This is a genomic window from Enterococcus sp. AZ079 (assembly GCF_050547255.1).
GTDB classification, from domain to species: Bacteria; Bacillota; Bacilli; order Lactobacillales; family Enterococcaceae; genus Enterococcus_D; species Enterococcus_D casseliflavus.
In genome coordinates, this window is record NZ_CP172955.1 from 1,837,546 (window position 1) to 1,860,198 (window position 22,653).

Genomic DNA, 22,653 nt, shown 5'->3' on the forward strand with positions numbered 1-22,653 from the left:
CGACATTCGCAGGGAAAATATGCTATAATTTTATGTCGCAATTTTTTTAAGGAGGATCCTTCGTGAACGAACGTCAAAAAGAACAACAACATGTCAATGAAACCATTGCTCTGATCCACAGAGAACAAGCGATCCTTTCGCAGCAAAAACAAGAGTTAGCCGCTAAAATGGATGATCAATTAAAAGAAATCGCCGATAAGAAAATTCGCGGGGGCGACAGTGAAGCCTTTTATGAATCAGTGATCGAGTACCAGCAGCATGAACAAGAATTGCTGATAAAATACCAAACCGCAGAATCACAAGAAAAACGCGTCAAAACCTTAACAACGATGGCGGGCAATCCGTATTTTGCTCGAATCGATTTCAAAGAAGAACAAGAAACCGAGACCCTCTATTTGGGGATCGCTTCATTGCGAGACAAAGATGAAGAAACGATCGTCATCGACTGGCGCGCACCGATCGCCAATCTTTATTATGAAGGAGAGCTTGGTGAGACCTTCTACGAAACAGACACTGATCGGTTTACGGTAGAATTGCTTTTGAAACGCCAATTTAAAATTCAAAATGGTGAAATCTTGTCGATGGTCGATACTTCGGAGATCATCAATGACGAATTTTTGTTGGAAATATTGGATGAAGCCTCTTCTTCTCAAATGCGTAACATCGTTTCGACGATCCAAAAAGCACAGAATCAAATCATTCGTGATACCACCAATAAATTCTTACTGATCGAAGGGATTGCTGGAAGTGGGAAAACCTCTGCTTTGTTGCAGCGGGTCGCCTTTTTACTTTATCGGAATCGCAAATGGTTGGACGAAAAACAAGTCTTGCTGTTTTCACCCAATCATTTGTTTTCTGACTATATTTCCATGGTCCTGCCTTCTTTAGGTGAAAGTGAAGTGCCCACAAGAACCTTCCACCACTTTATCCAATTGATTCTGACTGGCTATGAAGTGACGAAAGAAACCCAACAAGAAGAAACCTTTTTAAGCGGCGATGATGATGCCATTGAAAAAATCAAAAGTAGTCTTTTCTTGGTGGAAAAAATCAACCGTTATGTCCGTTCGATTGCACCGATCGGTCCCTTGTTCCGTGATCTAAAAATCCAAGGGCAAACCTATTTGACAAAAGAACAGATTCGCCGCTGGTATCAAGAAACCAATAACGAACTGCCGATTTACCAAAGAACCCAACTGCTTCAAACGAAATTATTAAAAAAAATCGGCGGCTTGGAAAAAGATGAAGCCAAAAAAGACTGGGTCAAAGAAGCGACCGAAGAACAATTGCAACAAGTATTTGCCAATGATCCTCATCAAGAATACAGCGAAGAAAACGAACGCCGTTTGCGGAAGAAACTTAGACAGCAGATCGTCCGCAAGAAGTTCCGTTCCTTGACGCGGGGAGTGAAAAACTTTCAGTTTATCAACCAAGCCAAGCAATACTTACACTTTTTACAATCGGTTGAGTCTGCTGCAGTCAAAGAAACTGGCATCGAGGCTGCGGCTTGGCAGCAAAGTATTGCCGATATTCGACAAGGCATGCGCCAAAGACAGATCAAACAAGAAGACGCCGTTTTGTTTTTCTTACTGATCAAACAGCTTTATCCTGTTCACGTCGAAGAAAAAGCTCGGTTTATCTTTATCGATGAAATGCAGGATTTTCCACCAGCACAAGTGGCTCTACTGCGTCAGCTTTATCCAAAGGCTGGCATCACCCTGTGCGGCGATTTGAATCAAAAAGTGTATGGCAATGAAACGATCGTCGGGGCATTAGCAGAATTATTCCCCCGCGAAAGTGTGAAACGTTATCAATTGAAAACCAGCTATCGTTCGACTAAGGAAATCACAGATTTCGCCAATCAATTTTTAGTTGGCAGTGATCAAGTGGAATTGACGGCTCGTAAAGGGGCGGTACCAACAATTGTTAAAGGAACTGCAACTGAAAATCTGGCTTTCCTAGAAACCAGTATTCGTGACGCCGCTGAGAATCAGCGTTGGCGCACCGCGATCATTTGTAAAACCGCAAAGGATTGCCAGCAGTTATATGCCCAGCTGGCAGAAACAATGCAGGAACAAGTGCAGCTGATCACCTCTGAAGAAGACTTCATGAAACGCAATGTGATGATCTTCCCGGCCTTTTTAGCAAAAGGGCTAGAGTTTGACCAAGTATTTGTCTGGACACCAGGTTCCACTTTCGTGACTGAACAAGACCAATTGATTTTTTATACAATGGCGACACGGGCGATGCATCAGTTGACCGTCCTCACCCAAGAGGAATTGCCGCTGCTAGCAAAAGCTGATCCTACCACTTATCAGTTCCAAGAAGCATCAACGATCGGATAACAAAAAACATCACGATCGGCGAGTTCCCAAAGGAAACAAGCCGATCGTGATGTTTTTTTAGCCTTTTAACTCGCCAATAAATAAACGGGTTTCTGGATAGCGCATCCCTACGATGGTTAAAATCATTTGCAGCTCAGAAACGTGTTCGGGATCTTCTGGAACGAATAATTTTGTATGTCGTCCAATGCTGCCGTTATCGATCAAGCGATGGGTACGATTCCACTCACTAAATTCTTCAATCGTCGTAAAGCGACTAAGAGGAAAGCCAGCGCCATCCAGAATTTCTGTCAATCGAAAAAGTACATAGGAACTGTCGATGACAAATTCTTTTCTATGAGGCAAAGCACGCGTTCGTTTATAATCAATAATTGCTTTTTCTGGTCGGTGCTCTAAAAGCCAATCCAACAGCAAGAAGAACCCTTCCATTCGATACTCATCGATAAAGAGCCGTTCAGAGTATTCCGACATGCGAAAGACTAATGGAATCAAGAATCGCTCTTTATAAATTAATAAGGGTGCGCGATCAACGACGACATTTAAATAACGATTCAAATAAGAAGAACCACGATAATCACCTAGACGATACCCTTCTACCCCATACTTTTGATATTTCCGACAAAGAGCCGAGCAGTCAGAAATCGATACAGACACTTCTGCTAGCTTTTCAAAACCACTTAAGATTCGATTAAATGGCTCTAAAACGATTTTTTCTTCCATGTCTGCCCCCCTAACGATTTGTTTGCTTATGTAGTAAATCATAACACATAAAATGTATAGAAACCAACTGAAAAGATGATCAACACAGAAGAATTTTCAGTAAATGAGCAACGCTACCGCTTCATTATTTCTCTTGCATAAGCGACAAAGCCTCTACATAAAAAAACATACTAAAAAAATGGCAGCCAGATTGTCTCTAGGCTGCCAAGTGACACTTATTCTTCCGCATCTGCCACATTGTGATAGACGTTTTGTACGTCTTCAAGATCTTCTAACACATCGATCATTTTTTCGAATTTTTCTAGATCGTCACCCGTCAAGGTTACTTCATTTTGAGGAATCATTTGCATTTCTGCAATTGAGAATTCAGTGATTCCTTTTTCTTTCAAGGCTTCTTGAATGGCATGGAAGTCACTTGGTTCACCGTGAACGATGATTTGTCCATCTTCTTCAACGACATCACGAACATCGATCTCTTTGTCCATCAAGTATTCTAAGATTTCATCCGCATCGTCACCGGCAAAGCCAAAGAGTGCCGTGTTATCAAACATATAAGCAACGGCCCCTGAAACACCCATATTCCCGCCGTTTTTACCAAAAGCGGCCCGAACATCGGCTGCGGTACGGTTGACGTTATTTGTCAACGTATCGACGATCACCATTGATCCATTTGGTCCAAATCCTTCGTATCGAAGTTCTGAGTATTGTTCATCGCCAGAACCTTTGGCTTTTTCAATCGCACGGTCAATAATGTGTTTTGGCACATTGTAGGTTTTCGCACGTTCGATAACAAAGCGTAATTTTTGGTTCGCGTGAGGATCAGGATCACCCGATTTTGCTGCTGCGTAGATTTCGATTCCAAATTTTGCATAAACTCGGCTATTGTTTGCATCTTTAGCAGTTTTTTTCGCTACGATATTTGCCCATTTACGACCCATGATTTCACTTCGCTTTCTTGTTTTTAAAAATCCTTATTCATTATACTTGTCAAATGGCGTTCTGTGAAGTAATTTTCACTTATTTATCAATAAAAAGCGGAATTCTTCGAAAATTTTGTTCTGTGATTTGAGGATTCCCTTGCTGATAAATCTGGTCGATCCGCAATGACAAGCCATAGCGCTGTGCTTCTTGCTTACCAAATTTAGCGATCAGCGGCAGGGTCAGCTCTTTTTTGACCTCTTTTAAATAGTGCTGCCCTTGCTTCGTATACCCTAAGACTCGAATAAAGGAATGTTCTTGAGCTTCCTTCATTTCAGCTTTTGTCACTTGGAACAATACATAACAAGCAAGACGCTGCAGTCTCGTTTGGGTATAGCGTTTTGTCTTTAACAACTTGATAAAATCTGCAAAAGAATCCGCCGCCGTCACATATTGTTTTAGTCGATATTCTAGTCCTTCTTCCATCTGGTAAATAGCAGCTAATTTTTCGATTGGGGCAGAAATGATCTGGTATTGAAGATACGGCCAAAAGGCTTCCCAGTCGACTGTTGCTTGTGAAAGAAAGTTTTGTGTGGCTTCAGGAACAAAATCCACAACAGCTGCACCTTGTTTGATTGCTTGGCGAATGGCTGTTGCACTGGCGATTGTTGGATGATCGAATTGTTCTGAATGATAAGACGCCGCAACGCGTTGGATGGGGACCAAACGCATTGGTTTTTCATAATGCAGCACTTCCCGTGCATACGCCATACCCAACAGATGATTCGGCTGGTCTTTTTCTGCATGGTACTCAGGATAAAGCTCACTGAGGACCATACTCATTTTTTTACTATAGGTAGCATTTTGCCTAGCTATGCGTTGAAATGCGTCATCGATCATCCGCTGATTTTCTTTTTCAAACTGAGCGAACTTTGCATAGTCAAAGGGTTGTTTCGCATCTGTTCCAAAACACAAAGAATCACATTGCAGATTTTGTAAGATCCTAATCGCTCCCTCTGCAAAAAAATCAGCAGACTGGACGGCCCAAGCGGATGGCAGTTCAACGACCAAATCGACGCCATTTTGCAATGCCGCTTGGGCTCGTTGCCATTTATCGATGATTGCTGGTTCGCCACGCTGTAAAAAATTCCCACTCATCACAGCTACAATGACATCAGCGTTGGTTTCTTGCCTGGCTTTGTCCACATGGTATTGGTGGCCATGGTGAAAAGGGTTATATTCTACGACTAGTCCGCAAGCCTTCATCGACATCCCTCCTGTTTTACATAACGGTTACTTATGGCAGACAAAAAACCAGCGACGGCTTTTTTCATTTGGTTTTGTATCGATAAAATCAGCGTAGCATTCAACATTAGCAAAACCAGCATTTTCTAACATTCTTAAATAGCTTTCAAGAGGATAGGTTCTTTCTTGATGAAGCTCATCTAAGCGTTCAAACAACCCATTCTCTTGTGCAACAAAAAAGGTCAAGAAGTGTTCAATGCTATGGTCTTTTTCGCCTTGATAGCTTTCCCAAAGAAAGGCAAATTCATCGGTTTGGTAATGATAGCTATAATCAGGAAAGACTTCATCGATTTGATATACGGAATGCACATCAAATAAAAAGACGCCATCTTCTTCTAAACAACTGTAAACACCATCAAACACTTGCTGCACACTCTGCTCGTCTTCCATGTAGCAAAGGGAGTCAGAATAGCAGGTAATTGCTTGATAGGTGCCAACATCTACGAGATCCAGCATGTCACCCGCAACAAATTGCACAGCCGCCTCTTCTTTTTCAGCCCGTTGACTAGCGATCATCAGCATCTCTTCTGAAAGATCTAACCCAGTCACGTCAAAACCAGCCTTGGCAAACTCAACGGCTAACGCACCAGTTCCACAAGCCAATTCTAACAGCTGTTTTCTTTTTCCTAAATGACGACAAGAAAAATCCAGCCACTTTTTATAGAGACTGGAATCCATTACTTCGTCATAGACAAATGCGAAGGTTTCGTAAGCCATTACGCCACGACCCATTCATTAAGATCCACCAGCGGCGCATCAGACCATAATTTTTCTAGGTTGTAAAAAGCACGTTCTGAGGCACTGAATACGTGAACGATCACGTCACCTAAGTCGATCAAGACCCATTTTCCACCATCTTTTCCTTCGACACGGCGAACAGATACTTGATTTTCTTCTTCTTTATCGATGACTTCATCAATGATCGCATTGATTTGACGTTCGCTATTTCCTGAACAGATCACAAAGTAATCTGCTAGCAAAGAGATTTCCCGCACATCTAATGCCATAATATCTTCGGCATGTTTGGAATCGGCGGCTTTTACAGCAATTTCTAATATTTTCTGACTATCTATGGTAATTCCCTCCTATATTTGGCTACCCAAAAATTGTAGGTTTCGATCGTTTTTGGGTAGATAACTGCTTCTGTTTCGATCAAATGAAGCAAGGTATGTTTCGTTTCGTAAGCAACAGCGGCATCTAAGTCAATCATTGCGATCTCTCTGGCTTCAACGACTCCAGGAAACGTACGTCCGGGTTCGATATAATCTGCCACATAGATGATTTTATCTAACAGGCTCATCTTAGCAGCTCCGGTGGTGTGCAAACGGATCGCTTGTAAGATTTCTTCGTCATCGATTTCTAATTCTCGTTGAACGAAATCAGCACCGACAAGTCCATGCCAGATGGCATTGTTCCAGTTCAAGAGATCCAAGTCGAATCCGTCTCTACGAATGACTAATTGAAATTCTTCATCGCTGCGTTCTTTCGCATAATCATGCGTCAAGGCGGCGATGCTGGCTTTGACCGGTGAAGCACCATATTTTTCCGCAAGGGCAACGGCCGTTTTTTCGACACCTAACACATGCTCAAAGCGCTTTTGACTCATCTGCATTTGGACCTTTTGCATCAAAAGTTCCCGTTCTGCTTGTGTGTAGTGTTCACTCTTCATCCAAGTACAACCCCTTTTCTTGAATATAGTGTAACACATTATCTGGCAATAAGTAGCGAACCGAACAACCTTGTTGCACTTTTTTACGAATTGTTGTTGAGCTGACATCCATTAGCGGGATATCGATCCAAATAATCGGGTATGGGCTATCGATCGGCACTTCTGGACGACGAACCCCCACAAAAGTCACCAATTCCATCAGCTCATCGATTTGATGCCATTTTGGTAAATAGTTCACCATATCCCCGCCAATGATAAAATAATAATTGGTATCTGGATTCTTAGCTGTCAATTCCCGCATCGTATCAACCGTATAACTCTTACCTTTTCGTTCCAACTCAATGGTCTCTACAGCAAATCGCGGATTATCGGCGATCGCCAACTCCAACATCGCCAAGCGGTGCTCAGCTGGGATCGTCTTTTTCTCATCAACATGAGGCGGTAAATACTCAGGCATGAAATAAACTTTATCCAGCCCTAATGCTTGCCCTACTTGCTCACCCATAACCAGATGTGCGTAGTGTACTGGATTAAAATTCCCACCAAGAATGCCCACTTGCTTTTTCGGTACAAGTTCTTGTGTTTGTGTCTCTAAAACCGTTTGTACCTTTCCAAATGTTTGTCCTTGCATGCCTTCTCCCTCCTAAATTGAACGAACTTTGCTTGAAATCGTTTGGTATTTTTCTTTGCTTGACGGTTTGAATAAAACGATCACTCGTCCGATGATCTGTACCACTTCACAGCCGACTTTCTCACGGATCGTTTCAGCTGCTTCGTCAGCAACCTCATCAGTATTTTGGAGCAATGAGACTTTGATCAATTCTCGTTTTTCTAGCGCTTCCTCAATTTGCGCCATCATCGCGTCATTCAAGCCGCCTTTGCCGATTTGAAAAATCGGGTTTAAATGGTGCGCTTCACTTCGTAAAAATCTTTTTTGTTTTCCTCGTAAGTCCATATTCTTCCTTCTTCCTTATACTAATGCTTTACGTCTAAGCACATCGACACCCTTTGGCGCCCACCCAGCGATGACACACGGTTTGGTGATCGTGATCCAGCCAAGTCCAGCAAAAACGATATCGGTTTTTTCTTTGATTGAAAATTCGAAACGGACGAGTTCAGGAAAATCCGCCACTTCATCTGCTCGCGGCGGCTGCAGCAGCCCACCAACATGTTTCTCATAAAACTCATCGGCTTTCGTTAATTTGGTCCGATGGATCGCCACATCATTTGCTACATAAGCAATAAATGAACTGCGTTCTCCTTGAATGAAATCAAATCGGGCAAGTCCTCCTAAGAACAAAGTTTGTTCTGGATTCAACTGATACACCTTTGGTTTGATCTCTTTGGCTGGTGCCACGATTTTTAGATCTTTTTTACCTAAATAATGCGCCATTTGATGACGATGAATGATTCCTGGTGTGTCGATCAAGAAGTGTCCGTCATCCAATGGAATCTCGATTTTATCCAATGTGGTTCCTGGGAAACGCGAAGTCGTGATCAATTCGTTGATCCCCGCTGTTTGTTTGATGATTTGATTGATCAATGTTGATTTTCCAACATTCGTCACACCCACCACATAGACATCGCGTCCTTCACGATACGTTTCGATCGCTTGCAGTAAAGCTTCCGTTTCACCTGGCTTCTTGGCACTCGTCAATAATACATCCACTGGTCTTAAACCAGCTTCATGAGCACGTTCCTTCATCCATTGGGTCATCTTCGATTTTTTCAAAGATTTTGGTAAAATATCCACCTTGTTGCCCACTAATAAAACAGGATTATTGCCGACAAAGCGGTGCAGTCCTGGGATCAATGAACCATTAAAATCGAAAATATCAACGACATTAACGATCAAGGCTTCTTTTTCCCCGATTTCATTCAGTAGACGCAGAAAATCATCGTCGGTAAGGGAAACATCTTGGATTTCATTGTAATGGCGCAAACGGAAGCAGCGTTGACAATAGACTTCTCCTGATTCAAGTCCTTTTTCTAATGCGGATTGCGGGGTGTAGCCCAATTCATTGGGGTTCGTTGTCTGAATCACTGCCCCGCAGCCGATACAGTGAATTTCTTCGATTCCTTCTGTCATATTAAATTCCTCCACGCCATTTTAACTCTGGGTTGTGCTTCAATAAATAGTTCATGATTTTTCTTTCTGCGGCTCGATTAAATTGGGTTTTCCAAGAATCCGTTGGGATCACTGGTTTCACTAAAATACTGCGAACACCGGCACGATTGGCACCTCGTACATCCGTCATGATTTGATCGCCGATCATCACGACCTCTTCTTTTTTCAAGCCTAATTGTTGATAGCCTTGTTTGATCCCTCTTGAAAAGGGTTTTAATGCGCGGTGTACGTACTTTAAACCAAAGGGCGCAACTGCCCGTGCCACTCGTTCACTATTGTTGTTGGAAACGACAACTACCGGTATCCCAGCATTTTTCATTTCCAGTAGCCAGTTTTTTAGTTCTTCGGTTCCGTCAGGATTGTTCCAAGCAATCAAGGTATTATCAAGATCGGTCAAAATCCCTTTGATCCCCTGTGCCTTTAGTTGGCTAGGGGTGATTTTATAAATCGCATCGACCATCCAAGTCGGTTTATAATTTGAAAACATAAAATCTCCTTTGCTGCATGATTTCTTCACGTATTAAAAATCGGCGACTAGTCATCGATCCAAATTGTCGATCCTTAAAAAGAAACAGTCCGATCTGCCTACAATCACGCAGATGGTTTCTATCAAGATCAGACCTCTTCAACCTGTAATTATACAATAGAATCTTTTTGAATACTAGCAAGTGCGCCAGTTTCTGCAGGTTTCTTGTAAAAGAACTGAAAAAGGAACCTGCCAAGACAACCGTTTGTCCTATCACTTCTTTAAAGTAGTCTTTTTTCCGTCAAAAAAGCATCCTTTTACTGAAAGGATGCTTAGGAAAGGTCCAAATTTATCACTAACAACTGCGAACTTCTCGCAGTTTACAATACTTTACTCAAAAAATCAATGGTTCGTGGATTTTTCGGATGATCAAAGATCTGTTCTGGCGTTCCTTCCTCCATAATGATTCCCTGATCCATAAATAAAATCCGATCCGCGACTTCTTTCGCAAAGCCCATTTCATGAGTGACGATGACCATCGTCATTCCTTGCTGAGCCAAACGCTGCATGACGGACAATACTTCGCCAACCATTTCTGGGTCTAACGCTGAAGTCGGTTCATCAAAGAGCATCACGTCTGGTTCCATCGCCAAGGCACGTGCGATAGCGATTCGTTGCATTTGTCCACCAGAAAGACTTTGAGGATAGGCTTTTGCTTTGTCTGGTAAGCCAACATCATTTAGTAGTTGTTTTGCCAACTGATCAGCCGCCGATTTTGCTACCTTCTTGACTTTCGTCGGGGACAAAGTAATGTTTTCTAAAACCGTCATATTCGGAAAAAGATTAAAATTTTGAAATACCATACCCATTTTTTCACGCATCTTATACAAATCATTCTTTGGATCGGTAATATCGGTTCCTTCAAAAAAGATTTTTCCGCTTGTCGGTACTTCTAATAGGTTCAAACAGCGTAAAAACGTGCTTTTTCCTGACCCAGATGGCCCAATCACCACAACGACTTCTCCTTGATCGATCGTCGTTGTGATCCCTTTTAGCACTTGATTGCTGCCAAAGGTTTTGTGTAAATCTTGAATATCTAACATCATAGCTTGTCTTCTCCTTTTAACGACGATAGCCTTTGCCTAGTTTCTTTTCCCATAAACTCAATAGTCGCGAAGTCGTAAACGTCAAGATGAAGTAAATGACCGCCGCCACATAGAAAGGCGTTAATGGTTGGAAAGAACTGGTGACAACGATCTGCGCACTGTTCATCAGCTCGTAGATGCCGATCGTTGAAAGCAAAGAGGAATCCTTAATCAAAACGATAAATTCATTGCCTAGTGGCGGCAAAATGTTGCGTAGTGCTTGTGGCAATACGACATAACGCATCGTTTGAAAAGGCCGCAACCCTAAAGAACCAGCCGCTTCTGTTTGACCGTAATCAACGGCATTGATTCCCCCTCGGACGATCTCAGCAACATATGCCCCAGAATTAAGCGAGAGCGCAATGATCCCAGGAAATAGCCGCCCAAAATCAAGACTCAACACGCCGATCGAGACCGTCGGCAAGGCAAACATTCCTTGCAAAAGACCAAAAGCGATCAATATCTGCACCAGCATCGGTGTGCCGCGGATGACTTCAATATACGCATTAGCAAACCAGCGCAAAGGCGTCACTTTTGATAATTTCATTAGGGCGAAAATCACCCCTAGAATCGTTCCAAAGATCACGGTGATGATAGAGATCACGATGGTGATCACCACACCAGAAAGAAAATAAGGGTAATATATCGCTAAAAAGGATAAATCCATAATTGTGTCTACTCCGTTCTATCTATTGCGCCGCATTTTCGTTGGCTAGATCTGTGTTCTTTTGTACATACTCATCGATTGTACCATCTTCAATCAATTCTTTCAAAATACTGTTTAGTTCTTCTTGTAATTCGATACTCCCTTTAGGTAAAGCAATTGCATAAGAATCGCCTTCAGATGCTTCTAATGCTACATCAGTGATCACGAGGTCATCATTTTGTGCAACATACGATTCAGCAACCGCACTTTCAAGGACCAAACCGTCGATCGAGCCTTGTTTCAATTCATTGACTAGATTCGGAACTTTGGCGATGGAAACCAATTGCGAATCAGCTAATTGATCTTGAACGATCATTTCTTGGATCGAGCCTTTTTGAGCGCCTACTTTTTTGCCAGACAAGCTTTCGATTGAATCAAATGCCGATTCATTGTTTTTATTAACAACTAATTTTTGTTCTGGTGTAAAATAGTTATCGGTGAAATCAAAAGTCTGTTTACGTTCGTCAGTTGCTGAGATGCCTGAAACAGCGATATCGGCTTTCCCTTGTTGCAAAGCAGTCAAAACAGCATTGAAATCAAGGTCCAAAATATTCACTTCGACACCAAGACGATCAGCGATCTCATTGACCATATCGATATCTGCGCCCACGATCGTATCTTTGCCATCGATCAAGGCATGAAATTCAAACGGGGCAAAGTCAGCAGAAGTTGCCACATTTAACACACCAGCTGCTTTGATGGCTTCCAATTGATTATCCGCCGAACCGCTGGCACTAGAACTTCCAGTACTCGATGAGCCGCCATTCCCACAAGCTCCTAAAACCAAAATCCCCGTCAATACAACAAGTGCTCCAAATAATTTTTTCATTAAAAACGCTCCTCTTCAAAACAAATATTTATGCAATATAATCTTCTTATATTCAGAATATATACATAATAGCACAGAATAATTAAATTTTAAACTAAAAACTTCGCCATTTGTACGATTTATTCAATAACACTTTTAATAAAAAAATACTAGGATACCCATCCTCTAATCAGAGTGGATATCCTAGTTTTTAAAATCGGCGAAAACGTTGATACCTTGCCTCAAGCAATTCATCTGTTTGCAAGGTAGAAAGTTCGGCAAGTTTCGTTGAAATTGCCGCTTTCATCTGTTCCATCAATTGCTCTTTCGGTAAAAAGGCCTCTTCATGGGTTTCTGCAATCACTTTTTCAATAACACCGAGTTCATATAGTTCTTGAGCTGTGATCTTCATCAAGCCAGCAGCTTCTTTGGCACGGCTGCCATCTTTCCATAGGATCGAAGCAAAGCCTTCGGGAGATAAAATGGCATAGATCGAATGTTCCATCATCCAAACCTCATCGCCTAATGCCAGTGCTAAGGCACCGCCGCTGCCGCCTTCACCAATGATGATTGCCAAGATCGGCACCGTTAAATCGGACATTTCCATCAAGTTACGGGCAATCGCTTCGCCTTCTCCGCGCTCTTCCGCGCCAATACCGCAAAACGCCCCTGCTGTATTGATCAATGTGACCACAGGTCGCTGAAATTTTTCTGCTTGCTTCATTAAGCGTAACGCTTTGCGATAACCTTCAGGATGTGGCGAGCCAAAGTTTCTGCGTAAATTTTCAGGCAGATTACGGCCTTTTTGAATACCGATCACGGTCACTGGCTTGCCATCTAAACAAGCAATGCCGCCAACAACGGCTTCATCTTCGCCAAACAGACGGTCTCCATGAAACTCTTCAAACTCAGAAAAAATGCCGTCAAAGTAATCCAGTGCCGTCAAACGGTCTTTGCTGCGAGCGAGTTCAACGATCTCGTGGGCTGCTCTAGTCATTGCGATCCCATCCTTTCCGCGTATGCAAAGAAATCAAATGGTGAATTTTCTCCCGCAAGTTCGTCCGTGGAACGATTTGATCGACAAAGCCATGATCTAACAGAAACTCTGCCTTTTGAAAGTCTTCAGGTAGTTCCTGACGAATGGTTTGTTCAATCACACGTCGTCCAGCAAAACCGATCAAGGCTTGCGGTTCTGCCAGGATGATATCCCCTTCCATCGCAAAACTAGCGGTGACGCCACCGGTTGTCGGGTCCGTTAAAACCGTTAGATAAAACAAGCCAGCTTTACTGTGGCGTTTTACCGCGGCAGAGATTTTTGCCATTTGCATCAGTGACAAAATTCCTTCTTGCATCCGTGCACCACCTGAAGCGGTAAAAAGAACAACTGGTAGCTGTTTTTCGATCGCACGTTCAAACAAACGGGTGATCTTCTCCCCCACGACCGTTCCCATACTGCCCATGATGAAATTCGCATCCATGATCCCGATCGCTAATGGCAATCCTTGAACTTTTGCTTCTCCTGTGAGGACAGCCTCATGCAACCCAGTTTTTTCTTGCATTTGTGCGACTTTATCCAAATATCCAGGAAAATCAAGAGGATCTTTTGTGGTTACATCTGTGTCCCATTCTTCAAAACTTTTCTCATCAATCGTGATAGCGATCCGTTCCCAGGCACTGATTCGGAAATTATACCCGCAGTGAGGACAGACTTTCTCTGCCCCCATCTCCTTCGTATAAAGCGTTCGTTTGCAACTAGGACATTTCGCCCAAAGATTATCTGGTACGACTGGTTCGTTCGTTGGCAGCTGACCTCGATTAGGATTGATGCGAATGTAGTTTTTCTTCTTAAATAAAGCCACTCATCTTCCCTCCTATTGTTCAGGTGTCCAATTTGGCAAAAATTCCTCTTGTAAAAAGGCGGTTGTATAGTCTCCCGCAATCACTTTCGGGTGACTGATCAAGTCCATTTGGAATTCTGCATTCGTAATGACACCATCGGTCACTAATTCGGCTAACGCCCGCTGCATCTTCATCAACGCTTCGAAACGGTTCTCGCCGTGAACGATCACTTTAGCGATCATAGAATCATAATAAGGTGGGATCGTGTAGCCAGAATACATGGCACTGTCTACACGAACGCCTAGACCGCCGCTTGGTAAAAACAAATTGTTGATCTTGCCTGGTGACGGTGCAAAATTGAAGGCTGGATTTTCTGCATTGATCCGACATTCGATCGCCGCGCCCGTCATCTTGATGTCTGCTTGCGTCAAACCTAGCGGTTCGCCACTAGCGACTTCAAGTTGTTTTTTGACTAAATCAATGTTTGTCACCATTTCGGTGATCGGGTGTTCCACTTGGATTCGAGTGTTCATTTCCATGAAATAAAACTCCCCAGTGTCCGCCATTAAAAACTCGATCGTGCCAGCATTACGATACCCTACCGCTTGTGCGGCACGCACCGCTGCTTCTCCTAGTTCTGCTCGCTTGCTTTCAGAAATCACCACAGAAGGGGATTCTTCCAACACTTTTTGGTTGTTGCGTTGTAGCGAGCAATCGCGTTCACCAAGGTGGATAATATTACCAAAAGAATCACCTAACACTTGCACTTCTATGTGTCGAGCAGGATAAATGATTTTTTCAATGTACATTTCATCGTTGCCAAATGCTGCTTTTGCTTCTTGCTGTGCGGAAGCAAAATGATGCGGCAACGCTTCTTTATCGGTGACTTTACGTATCCCTTTACCGCCACCGCCGGCCGCTGCTTTGAGCATGACTGGGTAACCAATCTCTTCAGCGATCGTTAAAGCTTCTTCCACATCAGAAATCGCGCCTTTGCTTCCGGGAATGACCGGTACTTCTGCTTCGATCATCAAGCGTCTTGCATTGATTTTGTTTCCCATTGCATCGATAGTCTCACTCTTTGGCCCAATAAAGACGATATTGCATTCCTCGCACATCGCAGCAAAGCGGCTATTCTCTGAAAGGAAGCCAAATCCAGGATGGATCGCCTCAGCCTTTGTGACGATCGCAGCGCTTAGGATCTGCTGTACATTCAAATAAGAGTCGGCTGCTTTGGCAGGTCCGATACAAATCGCTTCATCGGCAAGCTCTGTATGCAACGCTTCTTTATCTGCTTCTGAATAAACGGCGACCGTTTGAATACCTAATTCGCGACAAGCGCGAATGATTCGTACGGCGATTTCGCCACGGTTTGCGATCAATACTTTAGAAAACATGTCTCACCTATCCAATCATGAAAGTCAATTCTGCTTCCGCCACTTTTTTCCCATCAACATAGGCAATTCCTTTGCCGATGCCAGCTGCAGATTTCACTTTGATTATTTCTACTTCTAAGATCAAGGTATCGCCTGGTGTTACTTTTTTTCTGAATTTCGCTTTGTCTAAACCGCCAAAGTAGGCAGTTTTCCCACGAAAATCTTCCAATGATAGCAATGCCACAGCACCTGCTTGTGCCATTGCTTCCACGATCAATACTCCGGGCATCACTGGTTCATGGGGAAAATGACCTTGGAAAAACGGCTCATTGATAGTAACGTTTTTCTTCGCAACGACCCGTTTGCCTTCTTCTAACTCCTCTACCCGATCCACTAAAAGCATCGGATAACGATGAGGGATGATTTCTTTGATTTCTTGAATCGTTAATGCGCTCATTTTTTTACCCTTCTTTCACACGGAATAATGGTTGATTGTATTCAACGATTTGTTCGCTTTCAACCAAGACTTCAACTAATTCGCCATCGACGTCGCTGACGATTTCATTCATGACTTTCATCGCTTCAACGATACAGAGAATATCACCTTTTTTCACGTGATCGCCGATTTGTTTGAAGTTGTCTTTATCAGGACTTGGTTTCAAATAAACGACACCCACTAATGGAGAGACAACTTCTTTGCCCTCTAAAACAGGTTTTGCCGTTTCTACTGTGTCAGGTGTTGCTGAGACAGCAGGCGTTGGTGCAACAGGAGTTGGCGCAGCATTCGCTGCAGGAGCAGGTGCAGAGGATGCATTTTGTAGCCCACTTGTCGTATTTTTATTAAAATAAAGTTCAAATGTCTCTTTTTTTAATTGAAGCTCAGTTAACGTCGATTGATCGAATTGGCTGAGCAGCTCTTTTACCTCATGTGTTTCCAATTACGCTTCCTCCCAACGTTTCAACAAGATCACTGCATTATGACCGCCAAACCCAAGTGAATTACTCATGGCATAGGTCAATTCTGCTGGTTGGCTTTGATTGATAACAACGTTCAAGTCGATCTCAGGATCTTGTTCTGTCACGTTGATGGTTGGTGGAATAAATTGATGTTGTAATGCTAATAGTGAAGCAATGGCTTCGATTCCACCAGCCGCCCCAAGCAAATGGCCAGTCATTGACTTTGTACTGCTGACATATGGTTTTTTATAGTCTTCGCCCAATCCGTATTGGATCGATGTCGCTTCTGCACTGTCATTGGCAGGCGTGCTTGTACCGTGGGCATTGATGTAGCCAACTTCAGCTGGGGAGATCGCTGCTTCTTGCATCGCCAATTTCATTGCTTTTCCAGCACCTGATCCATCAGGATTTGGCGCAGTCATATGGTAGGCATCACAGTTCGCACCGTATCCTACGACTTCACCTAAAATCGTTGCCCCACGTTTTTGCGCATGCGCCAATGATTCTAAAATGAAGACGCCAGCGCCTTCACCCATGACAAACCCACTACGATTTTTATCAAACGGAACGGAAGCTTTGTCAGGGTCTGATTCAGTGGTTAACGCCGTCAGAGACGCAAAACCAGCAATACCGATTTCACAGATCGTCGCTTCTGAACCACCAGCGATCATGACATCTGCATAGCCATGCTTGATGTTCCGAAAAGCTTCACCGATTGAATGGGTACCAGAAGCACAGGCGGAAACAGTCGTCGTACAAATGCCTTTCGCACCTACCCGTAACGCAATGTTGCCGGCAACCATATTTACGATCGACATCGGTACGAACATTGGTGATACCCGATTTGCTCCTTTGTCATGCATCCGAATCACTTGGTCTTGAATCGTTGGCAAGCCGCCGATCCCTGAACCAACCATCACGCCAAAACGATCCACATCAATGGTTTCTGTATCTAACTTCGCCATTTCCATCGCTTCTAACGCCGCATAAATTCCATAAATGGAAAAAAGATCCATCCGCTTCGTATCTTTTTTAACGAAGTACTTTTCTAACGGAAAATCTTTGACTTCAGCGGCAACTGAGATCCCTGTTGCTTCTGCGTCAAATTTTGTAATCGGGCCGATGCCGTTGGTCCCGTTTTGTAAACTTGCTAAAAATGTTTCTGGGTCATTTCCGATTGGAGAAGTGACGCCGTATCCTGTAACTACTACTCGATTCATCTATTCTTCCTCCTACCCTTGCATTGCCATCCCGCCGTCTACACTGATCACCTGACCAGTGATGTAGGGGCTTTTTGCTAAAAAGACTGCTGTTTGCGCAACATCCTGTGTGGAACCAAAACGCTGTAATGGAATATTTGCCAATGATTGTTCTTTGACTTTATCCGACAGCACTTCAGTCATCTCTGTTTCGATAAATCCTGGGGCGATCGCATTGCAGGTGATCCCCCGAGCGGCACCTTCACGAGCGGCAGATTTCGTAAAACCGATCACGCCAGCTTTACTTGCCGCATAGTTGGCTTGCCCGATATTTCCCGTCAAGCCGACCACACTCGTCAAATTGATGATGCGGCCTTCTCGCAGCTTCATCATTTTTTTCAACGCGTGCTGCGTCATATTGAAGGTACCAGTCAAATTGATTTTGATCACTGAATCAAAATCTTCGGGTTTCATTCTCAACAATAATTTGTCATTCGTGATCCCGGCATTATTGACTAAAATGTGGATCGGTCCGACTGCCGCTTCTGCTTCCAAAAGCATGGCTGCCGCTTGATCAAAATCAGAAATGTCCCCATTGATCGCTACACATTTCACGCCGTAGCTGGTGATGCGATCGATCAGTGATTGGGGAATTTCTTTTCGTCCATTTAAAACGATATTCGCTCCTTCTTTGGCAAAGGCTTCCGCGATGGTAAAACCGATTCCTCGCGAGCTACCAGTTACAAAGACGTTTTTATTTTGCAGATCCATAAATTCCTCCTAGTTGAATCGGGCTAGTGTATCTGCCAATGTTTGGCTATCTTCTACACGCGCAGTCTGGATTTCCTTGTCTATTTTCTTCATAAAACCGCTCAATACTTTTCCTGGTCCGATCTCGATGACTTGTTGGATGCCAAGCTGCTTCAGTGTCGCAATGCTTTCGTAAAAACGTACTGGCGATTTCACCTGCAGCGTCAACAGTTCCTTGATTTGGTCTTGCTGCATTGGCTGCGCGGTCGTATTGCTGATAACAGGTACTTGTAACTCATCAAAGGTGATTTGAGCTAATTCCTGTGCTAATTGCTGCGATGCGGGTTCCAACAAAGCAGTATGGAAAGGACCGCTGACATTTAAAGGAATCACCCGTTTGGTTCCAGCAGCTTGTAACAATTCCACCGCTTTATCCACTGCCGGCGCTTCACCGCCAATGACGATCTGCTGCGGCGTATTGTAATTCGCTGGTGTCACGATCCCCACTTGACTTGCTTCTTTACAGATTTCTTCAATCGTTTCAGCGGGTGTGTTCATCACAGCGACCATTTTCCCAACACCTGCTGGCGCCGCACTTGCCATATACCGACCGCGCTTTTGTACCAATGCGACTGCTGTCTGGAAATCAAGCGCACCACTAGCGACTAAGGCTGTATATTCGCCTAAACTCAAGCCAGCAACAGCATCTGCTTTGATTCCTTGCGCATCCAAAAGACGCCAAAAAGCCGTACTTACCGTTAAGATGGCAGGCTGCGTATATTCCGTCTGGTTTAAACGTTCGTTTTCAGTAAAGCATAGCTCGGCCATGTCATATCCTAGAATGGTGCTGGCTTTTTCAAACGTCTCACGAACGATTGCTTCTTGGTGATAGAGCTCTTCTCCCATTTGGGGGTACTGTGCGCCTTGACCGCTAAATAAAAAGGCTGTCTTCATCTTGCACTCCTTCTTTACTTTGATCGTTGTCGTTGGAGAACATGGCTTCTTGCAGTTCATCTATGAATCAGCAAAAACACGTTCTTAAAAAGGAAAGGCTAGGCTGTCTGCCTAGCCTTTGTTTTATGCTTGTTGTTTTTCTACATATTTAACTAGATCTTCAACGGTTGTGATACCATCTTCTGTTTCGATCTTCACATCGAATTCATCTTCGATCTCGTTAATGATTTGGAAAAGATCCAAGCTGTCTGCTTCTAAATCTTCTTGGATGTTTGTGTTCAATTTGATTTCTTCTTTTTCTTTTCCTAATTCTTCTGCTACGATTTCTTGAATTTTTTCGAATACCATGTGTATATTCCTCCAATGTGTTTTTCAATAGTAATTTTGTTTCGTGAACAAGTTATAAGGTGGCTAACATAGTTCCCCATGTCAATCCGCCGCCAAAACCTGAGAACACCACTTTTTGACCACTGCCAAGTGACAGTGTACCTCGTTTGATTTCTTCATCTAGCAATAACGGAATCGAGGCTGCCGAAGTATTGCCATAATCTTGCATATTTTGCAAAAATTTCTCACGGGGCTGCTTCAGCTTGCGAGCAACTTTGTCTAAAATACGTGAATTTGCTTGGTGAAGCAAAAAATAATCGATTGCTTCATCTTGTGTCAGATCATTGATCGAGGCGACCACATCACGCGTCGCAAAATCAAAGATTTCTCGTCCAATCATTTGCATACAAGCACTATACGCCGGAGCGTTTTGTGAAAAAGGATTCTCATTCGTTCGAAAACCAGATGTTAAGGACATGCCTCGCGTCCCATCTGCTTTTAAAGACTCTTTGAGCAAATGCTGCTCTGAAGATGCTTCCAGCAATAGACCGCCGGCACCATCTCCGAATAAAACAGCCGTCGAACGGTCGTTCCAATCCAAGACTTTTGAAAGTACTTCTCCACCGATGACCAATCCTTTTTTAGCGCCCGTTCGAATCAGTTTTTCAGCCATAGACAATGCATACACGAAACCAGCACATGCTGCACTGATATCAAAAGCAAAGGCATTGACTGCCCCAATCGCCCCTTGGACTTGGCAAGCAACCGCCGGTGTATTGAAATCCGGTGTGATCGTCGCTACCAAGATAAAATCTAGACTTTCTGCTGAAAGCTGAGCATCTTGTAAGAGCGTTTGAGCGACGCGAATACAAAGGTCTGAAGTGTTTTCGCCAACAGCGACTCTTCTTTTTTTGATTCCCGTGCGAGAATGGATCCATTCATCTGAAGTATCCATCAAATTTGATAGATCATCATTTGTTACGATTTTTTCTGGAACATAACTTGCAGTCGCGGTAATTTTTCCAAACATATTCATCCATTATTCTCACTTATAATCTTGTAAAAAGTCATGCAGATTTTTCAGTGCTTTCAACAGTGCCTGTTCCTCTTCAGGAGACATCTGACTCAAGACACCTTTCACCATCTCACGATGAAAATGCTGATGAACACGATAAAGGAGTTTTCCTTTTTTCGTCAAACCTAGTTTGACGACTCGCCGATCATCTTCACTGCGAATCCGTTCTACATATTCTTTTTTCACCAAACGATTGATCGCGATGGTCAAAGTCCCAACAGTGATCGAAAGCTCTTTGGCAACTTCAGTCGTGGTCTTTTTTTTGTACATCCCGATGGCTTCGATGGTATGCATTTCGGTAATTGAAAGGTCTTTGAATTGAGATTTTTTCAATTCAGATTCTTCAATCACTAAGATGTCATTAAAGACGCTGACTAAGTAGTCATTAACTGTTTCTAAATTGGGTTCCATAACCTTCACCATCCGAATACTTTGATAATCAAATCATTTGATAGTCAAACTATATCGGAAGTTATTGAGAAATGCAAGAATTTTTTCGAACTTTTTTTATTTTTAAGCGCATTTTTATTTAAGAATTGATTTTCTAAGATTTTAAAAGCTGCGAGTTGACAAAATAATCTGTTTCCGTTATAGAGAAATTTCCTTTGAATGTCAAAGTTTATCATTGCGTTGCCTCCACTCTATTTCTAATTTTTTCTTGTCAATGGCCAGCAAACGTTGCTCTCTTACGCTTCATCTGCTACTCTTTGGAGGAAGGAGAGGAACGATCGATGAATCCGAACAAAGAGTTTCTAAAAAACAAAGCAAATGCACTGCCTGAAAATCCTGGTGTTTATCTAATGAAAGATCAGCACAACGAAGTCTTGTATGTAGGAAAAGCCAAATCATTGAAACAGCGTGTCGTTTCTTACTTCCGAAAAAATCAGCAGCATGCCAATAAGGTGCTTCGACTTGTTTATAATGTCGTTGATTTTGAAACGATCGAAACAGATACAGAATTGGATGCACTATTACTTGAATGTCGTTTGATCCAAGCTTTTCATCCTATCTACAACCGACAAATGAACCATTCAGCGAACTATTGCTTTGTTGATTTGACGAATCATAGCTTCACGATCACTCAAACACCACAAATTGGCAGTTATGGCCCCTTTCGGCAAACAAAAAAATTGCCTGTGTTGTTTCAATTATTGTCAGAAACGTTTCAATTGCCGACTGTCAACGAACTGACGCTATTAACCTTACGTAAACAACTCCCTCAAATGGAGGCGTATCCCTTGGAAGAGAAGTGGCGAGAGATCGGCTGTTTTTTTGCAGGAAAGAAGACCGACTGTTTTTCACTCCTTAAAAAACGCTTAGCATATCTGATTGATCACCTATTGTTTGAACAAGCTAGTGTACTGCAGCGCCAGATCCATTTAGCACAAAGCTTTTACCAAGAAATCGTGAGGGTCAATCAGTTTATTCAAGAACCAGAAGTGATTTTTTCTATTCTCCTTGACTTAGAGGAGCCAGGATCACAGACGACTCAAATCAAATACTATCAAGTTAGCTTTGGCAAGTTGATCCAAACAAAAGTTCTTTCTCCCGAGGAAACATTCCAGCCACTCCCGCCAGCAAGCGCTGCGCTTCCTTTAGCCCCGGAAGATCTCGATCCATTAGGGATCATCCTTAATCACTTGTATCGCCAAGAAAAAGCAGCAGATAAATAAAAAACAGCAAGCCCAAGTAGGCTTGCTGTTTAGAAATGAGAAAGCGACGACGAACGTCCCACTCATTCTTATTGGATCAAATCATAGATTTCCATGGCTACAATATCAACATTATCAAATTGATAAGATTGACTTGATTCTGCTTCCGTTAATTCAAACGTTTCTGTCGAATTGTCATAAGTAACGGTACATTTTTCGACGCCTTCTTTTTCAAAACGACGTACTTGAACTTCATTGTCTTGCGCTTCGACCATCGCTTCTAAACGTTTGATGATAGCGACTAATTGCGAACTTTTCAT

At 43.0% G+C, this 22,653-nt stretch carries 27 protein-coding genes; 2 read left to right on the forward strand and 25 right to left on the reverse strand.

What is annotated here, in order from left to right; all coding sequences use genetic code 11:
• Positions 1-62: 62 nt before the first annotated feature.
• The gene (gene helD / locus IGJ15_RS08820; RefSeq protein WP_194186098.1) at positions 63-2,342 is read left to right on the forward strand and encodes an RNA polymerase recycling motor HelD; all 2,280 of its coding nucleotides are present in this window, start codon (positions 63-65) and stop codon (positions 2,340-2,342) included.
• Between the two features lie 57 nt (positions 2,343-2,399).
• Here the strand turns inward: helD and IGJ15_RS08825 are convergent, their stop codons facing one another.
• The 24 genes from IGJ15_RS08825 to fabT form a co-directional block, all read right to left on the reverse strand.
• Positions 2,400-3,059 (reverse strand): hypothetical protein, encoded by a 660-nt coding sequence (locus IGJ15_RS08825; protein WP_005225912.1) that lies wholly within the window; start codon positions 3,057-3,059, stop codon positions 2,400-2,402.
• Between the two features lie 215 nt (positions 3,060-3,274).
• A complete protein-coding gene (locus IGJ15_RS08830) occupies positions 3,275-3,997 on the reverse strand; it encodes a YebC/PmpR family DNA-binding transcriptional regulator (protein WP_005225911.1) in 723 nt (240 codons plus the stop codon).
• Between the two features lie 79 nt (positions 3,998-4,076).
• Complete coding sequence (locus tag IGJ15_RS08835) at positions 4,077-5,243, reverse strand: nucleotidyltransferase (protein WP_194186099.1); 1,167 nt, start codon at positions 5,241-5,243, stop codon at positions 4,077-4,079.
• A 27-nt stretch (positions 5,244-5,270) separates the two neighbouring features.
• A complete protein-coding gene (locus IGJ15_RS08840) occupies positions 5,271-5,999 on the reverse strand; it encodes a class I SAM-dependent DNA methyltransferase (RefSeq protein ID WP_034695540.1) in 729 nt (242 codons plus the stop codon).
• Positions 5,999-6,340, reverse strand: a complete 342-nt coding sequence (rsfS, locus tag IGJ15_RS08845; RefSeq protein WP_034695537.1) for a ribosome silencing factor — start codon at positions 6,338-6,340, stop codon at positions 5,999-6,001. The genes IGJ15_RS08840 and rsfS overlap by 1 nt, the downstream gene beginning before the upstream one ends.
• 11 nt (positions 6,341-6,351) lie before the next feature.
• Positions 6,352-6,951, reverse strand: coding sequence for a bis(5'-nucleosyl)-tetraphosphatase (symmetrical) YqeK (yqeK, locus tag IGJ15_RS08850; RefSeq protein WP_005225907.1), 600 nt, complete (start codon positions 6,949-6,951; stop codon positions 6,352-6,354).
• Positions 6,941-7,582 carry a nicotinate-nucleotide adenylyltransferase gene (locus tag IGJ15_RS08855; protein WP_005225906.1) on the reverse strand — a complete coding sequence of 214 codons (642 nt, stop codon included), beginning with the start codon at positions 7,580-7,582 and terminating at the stop codon, positions 6,941-6,943. The genes yqeK and IGJ15_RS08855 overlap by 11 nt, the downstream gene beginning before the upstream one ends.
• 12 nt (positions 7,583-7,594) lie before the next feature.
• Entirely contained in the window at positions 7,595-7,906 is a 312-nt protein-coding gene (gene yhbY, locus IGJ15_RS08860; protein ID WP_005225905.1) for a ribosome assembly RNA-binding protein YhbY, read from the reverse strand.
• A gap of 15 nt (positions 7,907-7,921) precedes the next feature.
• Positions 7,922-9,040 (reverse strand): ribosome biogenesis GTPase YqeH, encoded by a 1,119-nt coding sequence (yqeH, locus tag IGJ15_RS08865; protein WP_010748089.1) that lies wholly within the window; start codon positions 9,038-9,040, stop codon positions 7,922-7,924.
• A 1-nt stretch (position 9,041) separates the two neighbouring features.
• Positions 9,042-9,566, reverse strand: coding sequence for a YqeG family HAD IIIA-type phosphatase (locus IGJ15_RS08870; RefSeq protein WP_005225903.1), 525 nt, complete (start codon positions 9,564-9,566; stop codon positions 9,042-9,044).
• Between the two features lie 359 nt (positions 9,567-9,925).
• Positions 9,926-10,651 (reverse strand): amino acid ABC transporter ATP-binding protein, encoded by a 726-nt coding sequence (locus IGJ15_RS08875; RefSeq protein WP_005225901.1) that lies wholly within the window; start codon positions 10,649-10,651, stop codon positions 9,926-9,928.
• A gap of 16 nt (positions 10,652-10,667) precedes the next feature.
• Positions 10,668-11,357: an amino acid ABC transporter permease gene (locus IGJ15_RS08880; RefSeq protein WP_005225900.1), complete on the reverse strand. Its 690-nt coding sequence runs from the start codon at positions 11,355-11,357 to the stop codon at positions 10,668-10,670.
• Positions 11,358-11,379: 22 nt separating this feature from the next.
• Positions 11,380-12,225: a transporter substrate-binding domain-containing protein gene (locus IGJ15_RS08885; protein ID WP_010748088.1), complete on the reverse strand. Its 846-nt coding sequence runs from the start codon at positions 12,223-12,225 to the stop codon at positions 11,380-11,382.
• Positions 12,226-12,415: 190 nt separating this feature from the next.
• Positions 12,416-13,201, reverse strand: coding sequence for an acetyl-CoA carboxylase carboxyl transferase subunit alpha (locus tag IGJ15_RS08890; protein ID WP_010748087.1), 786 nt, complete (start codon positions 13,199-13,201; stop codon positions 12,416-12,418).
• Positions 13,194-14,063: an acetyl-CoA carboxylase, carboxyltransferase subunit beta gene (accD, locus tag IGJ15_RS08895; RefSeq protein WP_005225897.1), complete on the reverse strand. Its 870-nt coding sequence runs from the start codon at positions 14,061-14,063 to the stop codon at positions 13,194-13,196. Before accD ends, IGJ15_RS08890 begins: the two co-directional genes overlap by 8 nt.
• Positions 14,064-14,075: 12 nt before the next feature.
• Positions 14,076-15,440 carry an acetyl-CoA carboxylase biotin carboxylase subunit gene (locus IGJ15_RS08900; RefSeq protein WP_010748086.1) on the reverse strand — a complete coding sequence of 455 codons (1,365 nt, stop codon included), beginning with the start codon at positions 15,438-15,440 and terminating at the stop codon, positions 14,076-14,078.
• Positions 15,441-15,447: 7 nt separating this feature from the next.
• Positions 15,448-15,876, reverse strand: a complete 429-nt coding sequence (gene fabZ, locus IGJ15_RS08905; RefSeq protein WP_005225895.1) for a 3-hydroxyacyl-ACP dehydratase FabZ — start codon at positions 15,874-15,876, stop codon at positions 15,448-15,450.
• 4 nt (positions 15,877-15,880) lie between these two features.
• Entirely contained in the window at positions 15,881-16,357 is a 477-nt protein-coding gene (gene accB, locus IGJ15_RS08910; RefSeq protein ID WP_010748085.1) for an acetyl-CoA carboxylase biotin carboxyl carrier protein, read from the reverse strand.
• The gene (gene fabF, locus IGJ15_RS08915) at positions 16,358-17,596 is read right to left on the reverse strand and encodes a beta-ketoacyl-ACP synthase II (RefSeq protein ID WP_010748084.1); all 1,239 of its coding nucleotides are present in this window, start codon (positions 17,594-17,596) and stop codon (positions 16,358-16,360) included. It abuts the gene before it with no gap.
• A gap of 12 nt (positions 17,597-17,608) precedes the next feature.
• A complete protein-coding gene (gene fabG / locus IGJ15_RS08920; RefSeq protein ID WP_010748083.1) occupies positions 17,609-18,346 on the reverse strand; it encodes a 3-oxoacyl-[acyl-carrier-protein] reductase in 738 nt (245 codons plus the stop codon).
• 9 nt (positions 18,347-18,355) lie between these two features.
• Entirely contained in the window at positions 18,356-19,279 is a 924-nt protein-coding gene (fabD, locus tag IGJ15_RS08925) for an ACP S-malonyltransferase (RefSeq protein WP_010748082.1), read from the reverse strand.
• 123 nt (positions 19,280-19,402) lie between these two features.
• A complete protein-coding gene (locus IGJ15_RS08930; RefSeq protein ID WP_005225890.1) occupies positions 19,403-19,627 on the reverse strand; it encodes an acyl carrier protein in 225 nt (74 codons plus the stop codon).
• 52 nt (positions 19,628-19,679) lie between these two features.
• Complete coding sequence (locus tag IGJ15_RS08935; RefSeq protein WP_034695533.1) at positions 19,680-20,642, reverse strand: beta-ketoacyl-ACP synthase III; 963 nt, start codon at positions 20,640-20,642, stop codon at positions 19,680-19,682.
• Between the two features lie 9 nt (positions 20,643-20,651).
• Entirely contained in the window at positions 20,652-21,092 is a 441-nt protein-coding gene (fabT, locus tag IGJ15_RS08940; RefSeq protein ID WP_008378199.1) for a fatty acid biosynthesis transcriptional regulator FabT, read from the reverse strand.
• 320 nt (positions 21,093-21,412) lie between these two features.
• Between fabT and IGJ15_RS08945 the strand changes: the two genes are divergently transcribed.
• A complete protein-coding gene (locus IGJ15_RS08945; protein ID WP_010748079.1) occupies positions 21,413-22,354 on the forward strand; it encodes a GIY-YIG nuclease family protein in 942 nt (313 codons plus the stop codon).
• A gap of 68 nt (positions 22,355-22,422) precedes the next feature.
• Here IGJ15_RS08945 and IGJ15_RS08950 read toward each other — a convergent pair whose 3' ends face one another.
• A complete protein-coding gene (locus IGJ15_RS08950; RefSeq protein ID WP_005225886.1) occupies positions 22,423-22,653 on the reverse strand; it encodes a YkuJ family protein in 231 nt (76 codons plus the stop codon).

Bases quoted from the DNA above. Each gene is read 5' to 3' on its own strand.
- IGJ15_RS08825 (WP_005225912.1), bottom strand. From the start codon at position 3,059: ATGGAAGAAAAAATCGTTTTAGAGCCATTTAATCGAATCTTAAGTGGT.
- IGJ15_RS08830 (WP_005225911.1), bottom strand. From the start codon at position 3,997: ATGGGTCGTAAATGGGCAAATATCGTAGCGAAAAAAACTGCTAAAGAT.
- IGJ15_RS08835 (WP_194186099.1), bottom strand. From the start codon at position 5,243: ATGAAGGCTTGCGGACTAGTCGTAGAATATAACCCTTTTCACCATGGC.
- IGJ15_RS08840 (WP_034695540.1), bottom strand. From the start codon at position 5,999: ATGGCTTACGAAACCTTCGCATTTGTCTATGACGAAGTAATGGATTCC.
- yqeK (WP_005225907.1), bottom strand. From the start codon at position 6,951: ATGAAGAGTGAACACTACACACAAGCAGAACGGGAACTTTTGATGCAA.
- IGJ15_RS08855 (WP_005225906.1), bottom strand. From the start codon at position 7,582: ATGCAAGGACAAACATTTGGAAAGGTACAAACGGTTTTAGAGACACAA.
- yhbY (WP_005225905.1), bottom strand. From the start codon at position 7,906: ATGGACTTACGAGGAAAACAAAAAAGATTTTTACGAAGTGAAGCGCAC.
- yqeH (WP_010748089.1), bottom strand. From the start codon at position 9,040: ATGACAGAAGGAATCGAAGAAATTCACTGTATCGGCTGCGGGGCAGTG.
- IGJ15_RS08870 (WP_005225903.1), bottom strand. From the start codon at position 9,566: ATGTTTTCAAATTATAAACCGACTTGGATGGTCGATGCGATTTATAAA.
- IGJ15_RS08875 (WP_005225901.1), bottom strand. From the start codon at position 10,651: ATGATGTTAGATATTCAAGATTTACACAAAACCTTTGGCAGCAATCAA.
- IGJ15_RS08880 (WP_005225900.1), bottom strand. From the start codon at position 11,357: ATGGATTTATCCTTTTTAGCGATATATTACCCTTATTTTCTTTCTGGT.
- IGJ15_RS08885 (WP_010748088.1), bottom strand. From the start codon at position 12,225: ATGAAAAAATTATTTGGAGCACTTGTTGTATTGACGGGGATTTTGGTT.
- IGJ15_RS08890 (WP_010748087.1), bottom strand. From the start codon at position 13,201: ATGACTAGAGCAGCCCACGAGATCGTTGAACTCGCTCGCAGCAAAGAC.
- IGJ15_RS08900 (WP_010748086.1), bottom strand. From the start codon at position 15,440: ATGTTTTCTAAAGTATTGATCGCAAACCGTGGCGAAATCGCCGTACGA.
- fabZ (WP_005225895.1), bottom strand. From the start codon at position 15,876: ATGAGCGCATTAACGATTCAAGAAATCAAAGAAATCATCCCTCATCGT.
- fabF (WP_010748084.1), bottom strand. From the start codon at position 17,596: ATGAATCGAGTAGTAGTTACAGGATACGGCGTCACTTCTCCAATCGGA.
- fabG (WP_010748083.1), bottom strand. From the start codon at position 18,346: ATGGATCTGCAAAATAAAAACGTCTTTGTAACTGGTAGCTCGCGAGGA.
- fabD (WP_010748082.1), bottom strand. From the start codon at position 19,279: ATGAAGACAGCCTTTTTATTTAGCGGTCAAGGCGCACAGTACCCCCAA.
- IGJ15_RS08930 (WP_005225890.1), bottom strand. From the start codon at position 19,627: ATGGTATTCGAAAAAATTCAAGAAATCGTAGCAGAAGAATTAGGAAAA.
- IGJ15_RS08935 (WP_034695533.1), bottom strand. From the start codon at position 20,642: ATGAATATGTTTGGAAAAATTACCGCGACTGCAAGTTATGTTCCAGAA.
- fabT (WP_008378199.1), bottom strand. From the start codon at position 21,092: ATGGAACCCAATTTAGAAACAGTTAATGACTACTTAGTCAGCGTCTTT.
- IGJ15_RS08945 (WP_010748079.1), top strand. From the start codon at position 21,413: ATGAATCCGAACAAAGAGTTTCTAAAAAACAAAGCAAATGCACTGCCT.
- IGJ15_RS08950 (WP_005225886.1), bottom strand. From the start codon at position 22,653: ATGAAAAGTTCGCAATTAGTCGCTATCATCAAACGTTTAGAAGCGATG.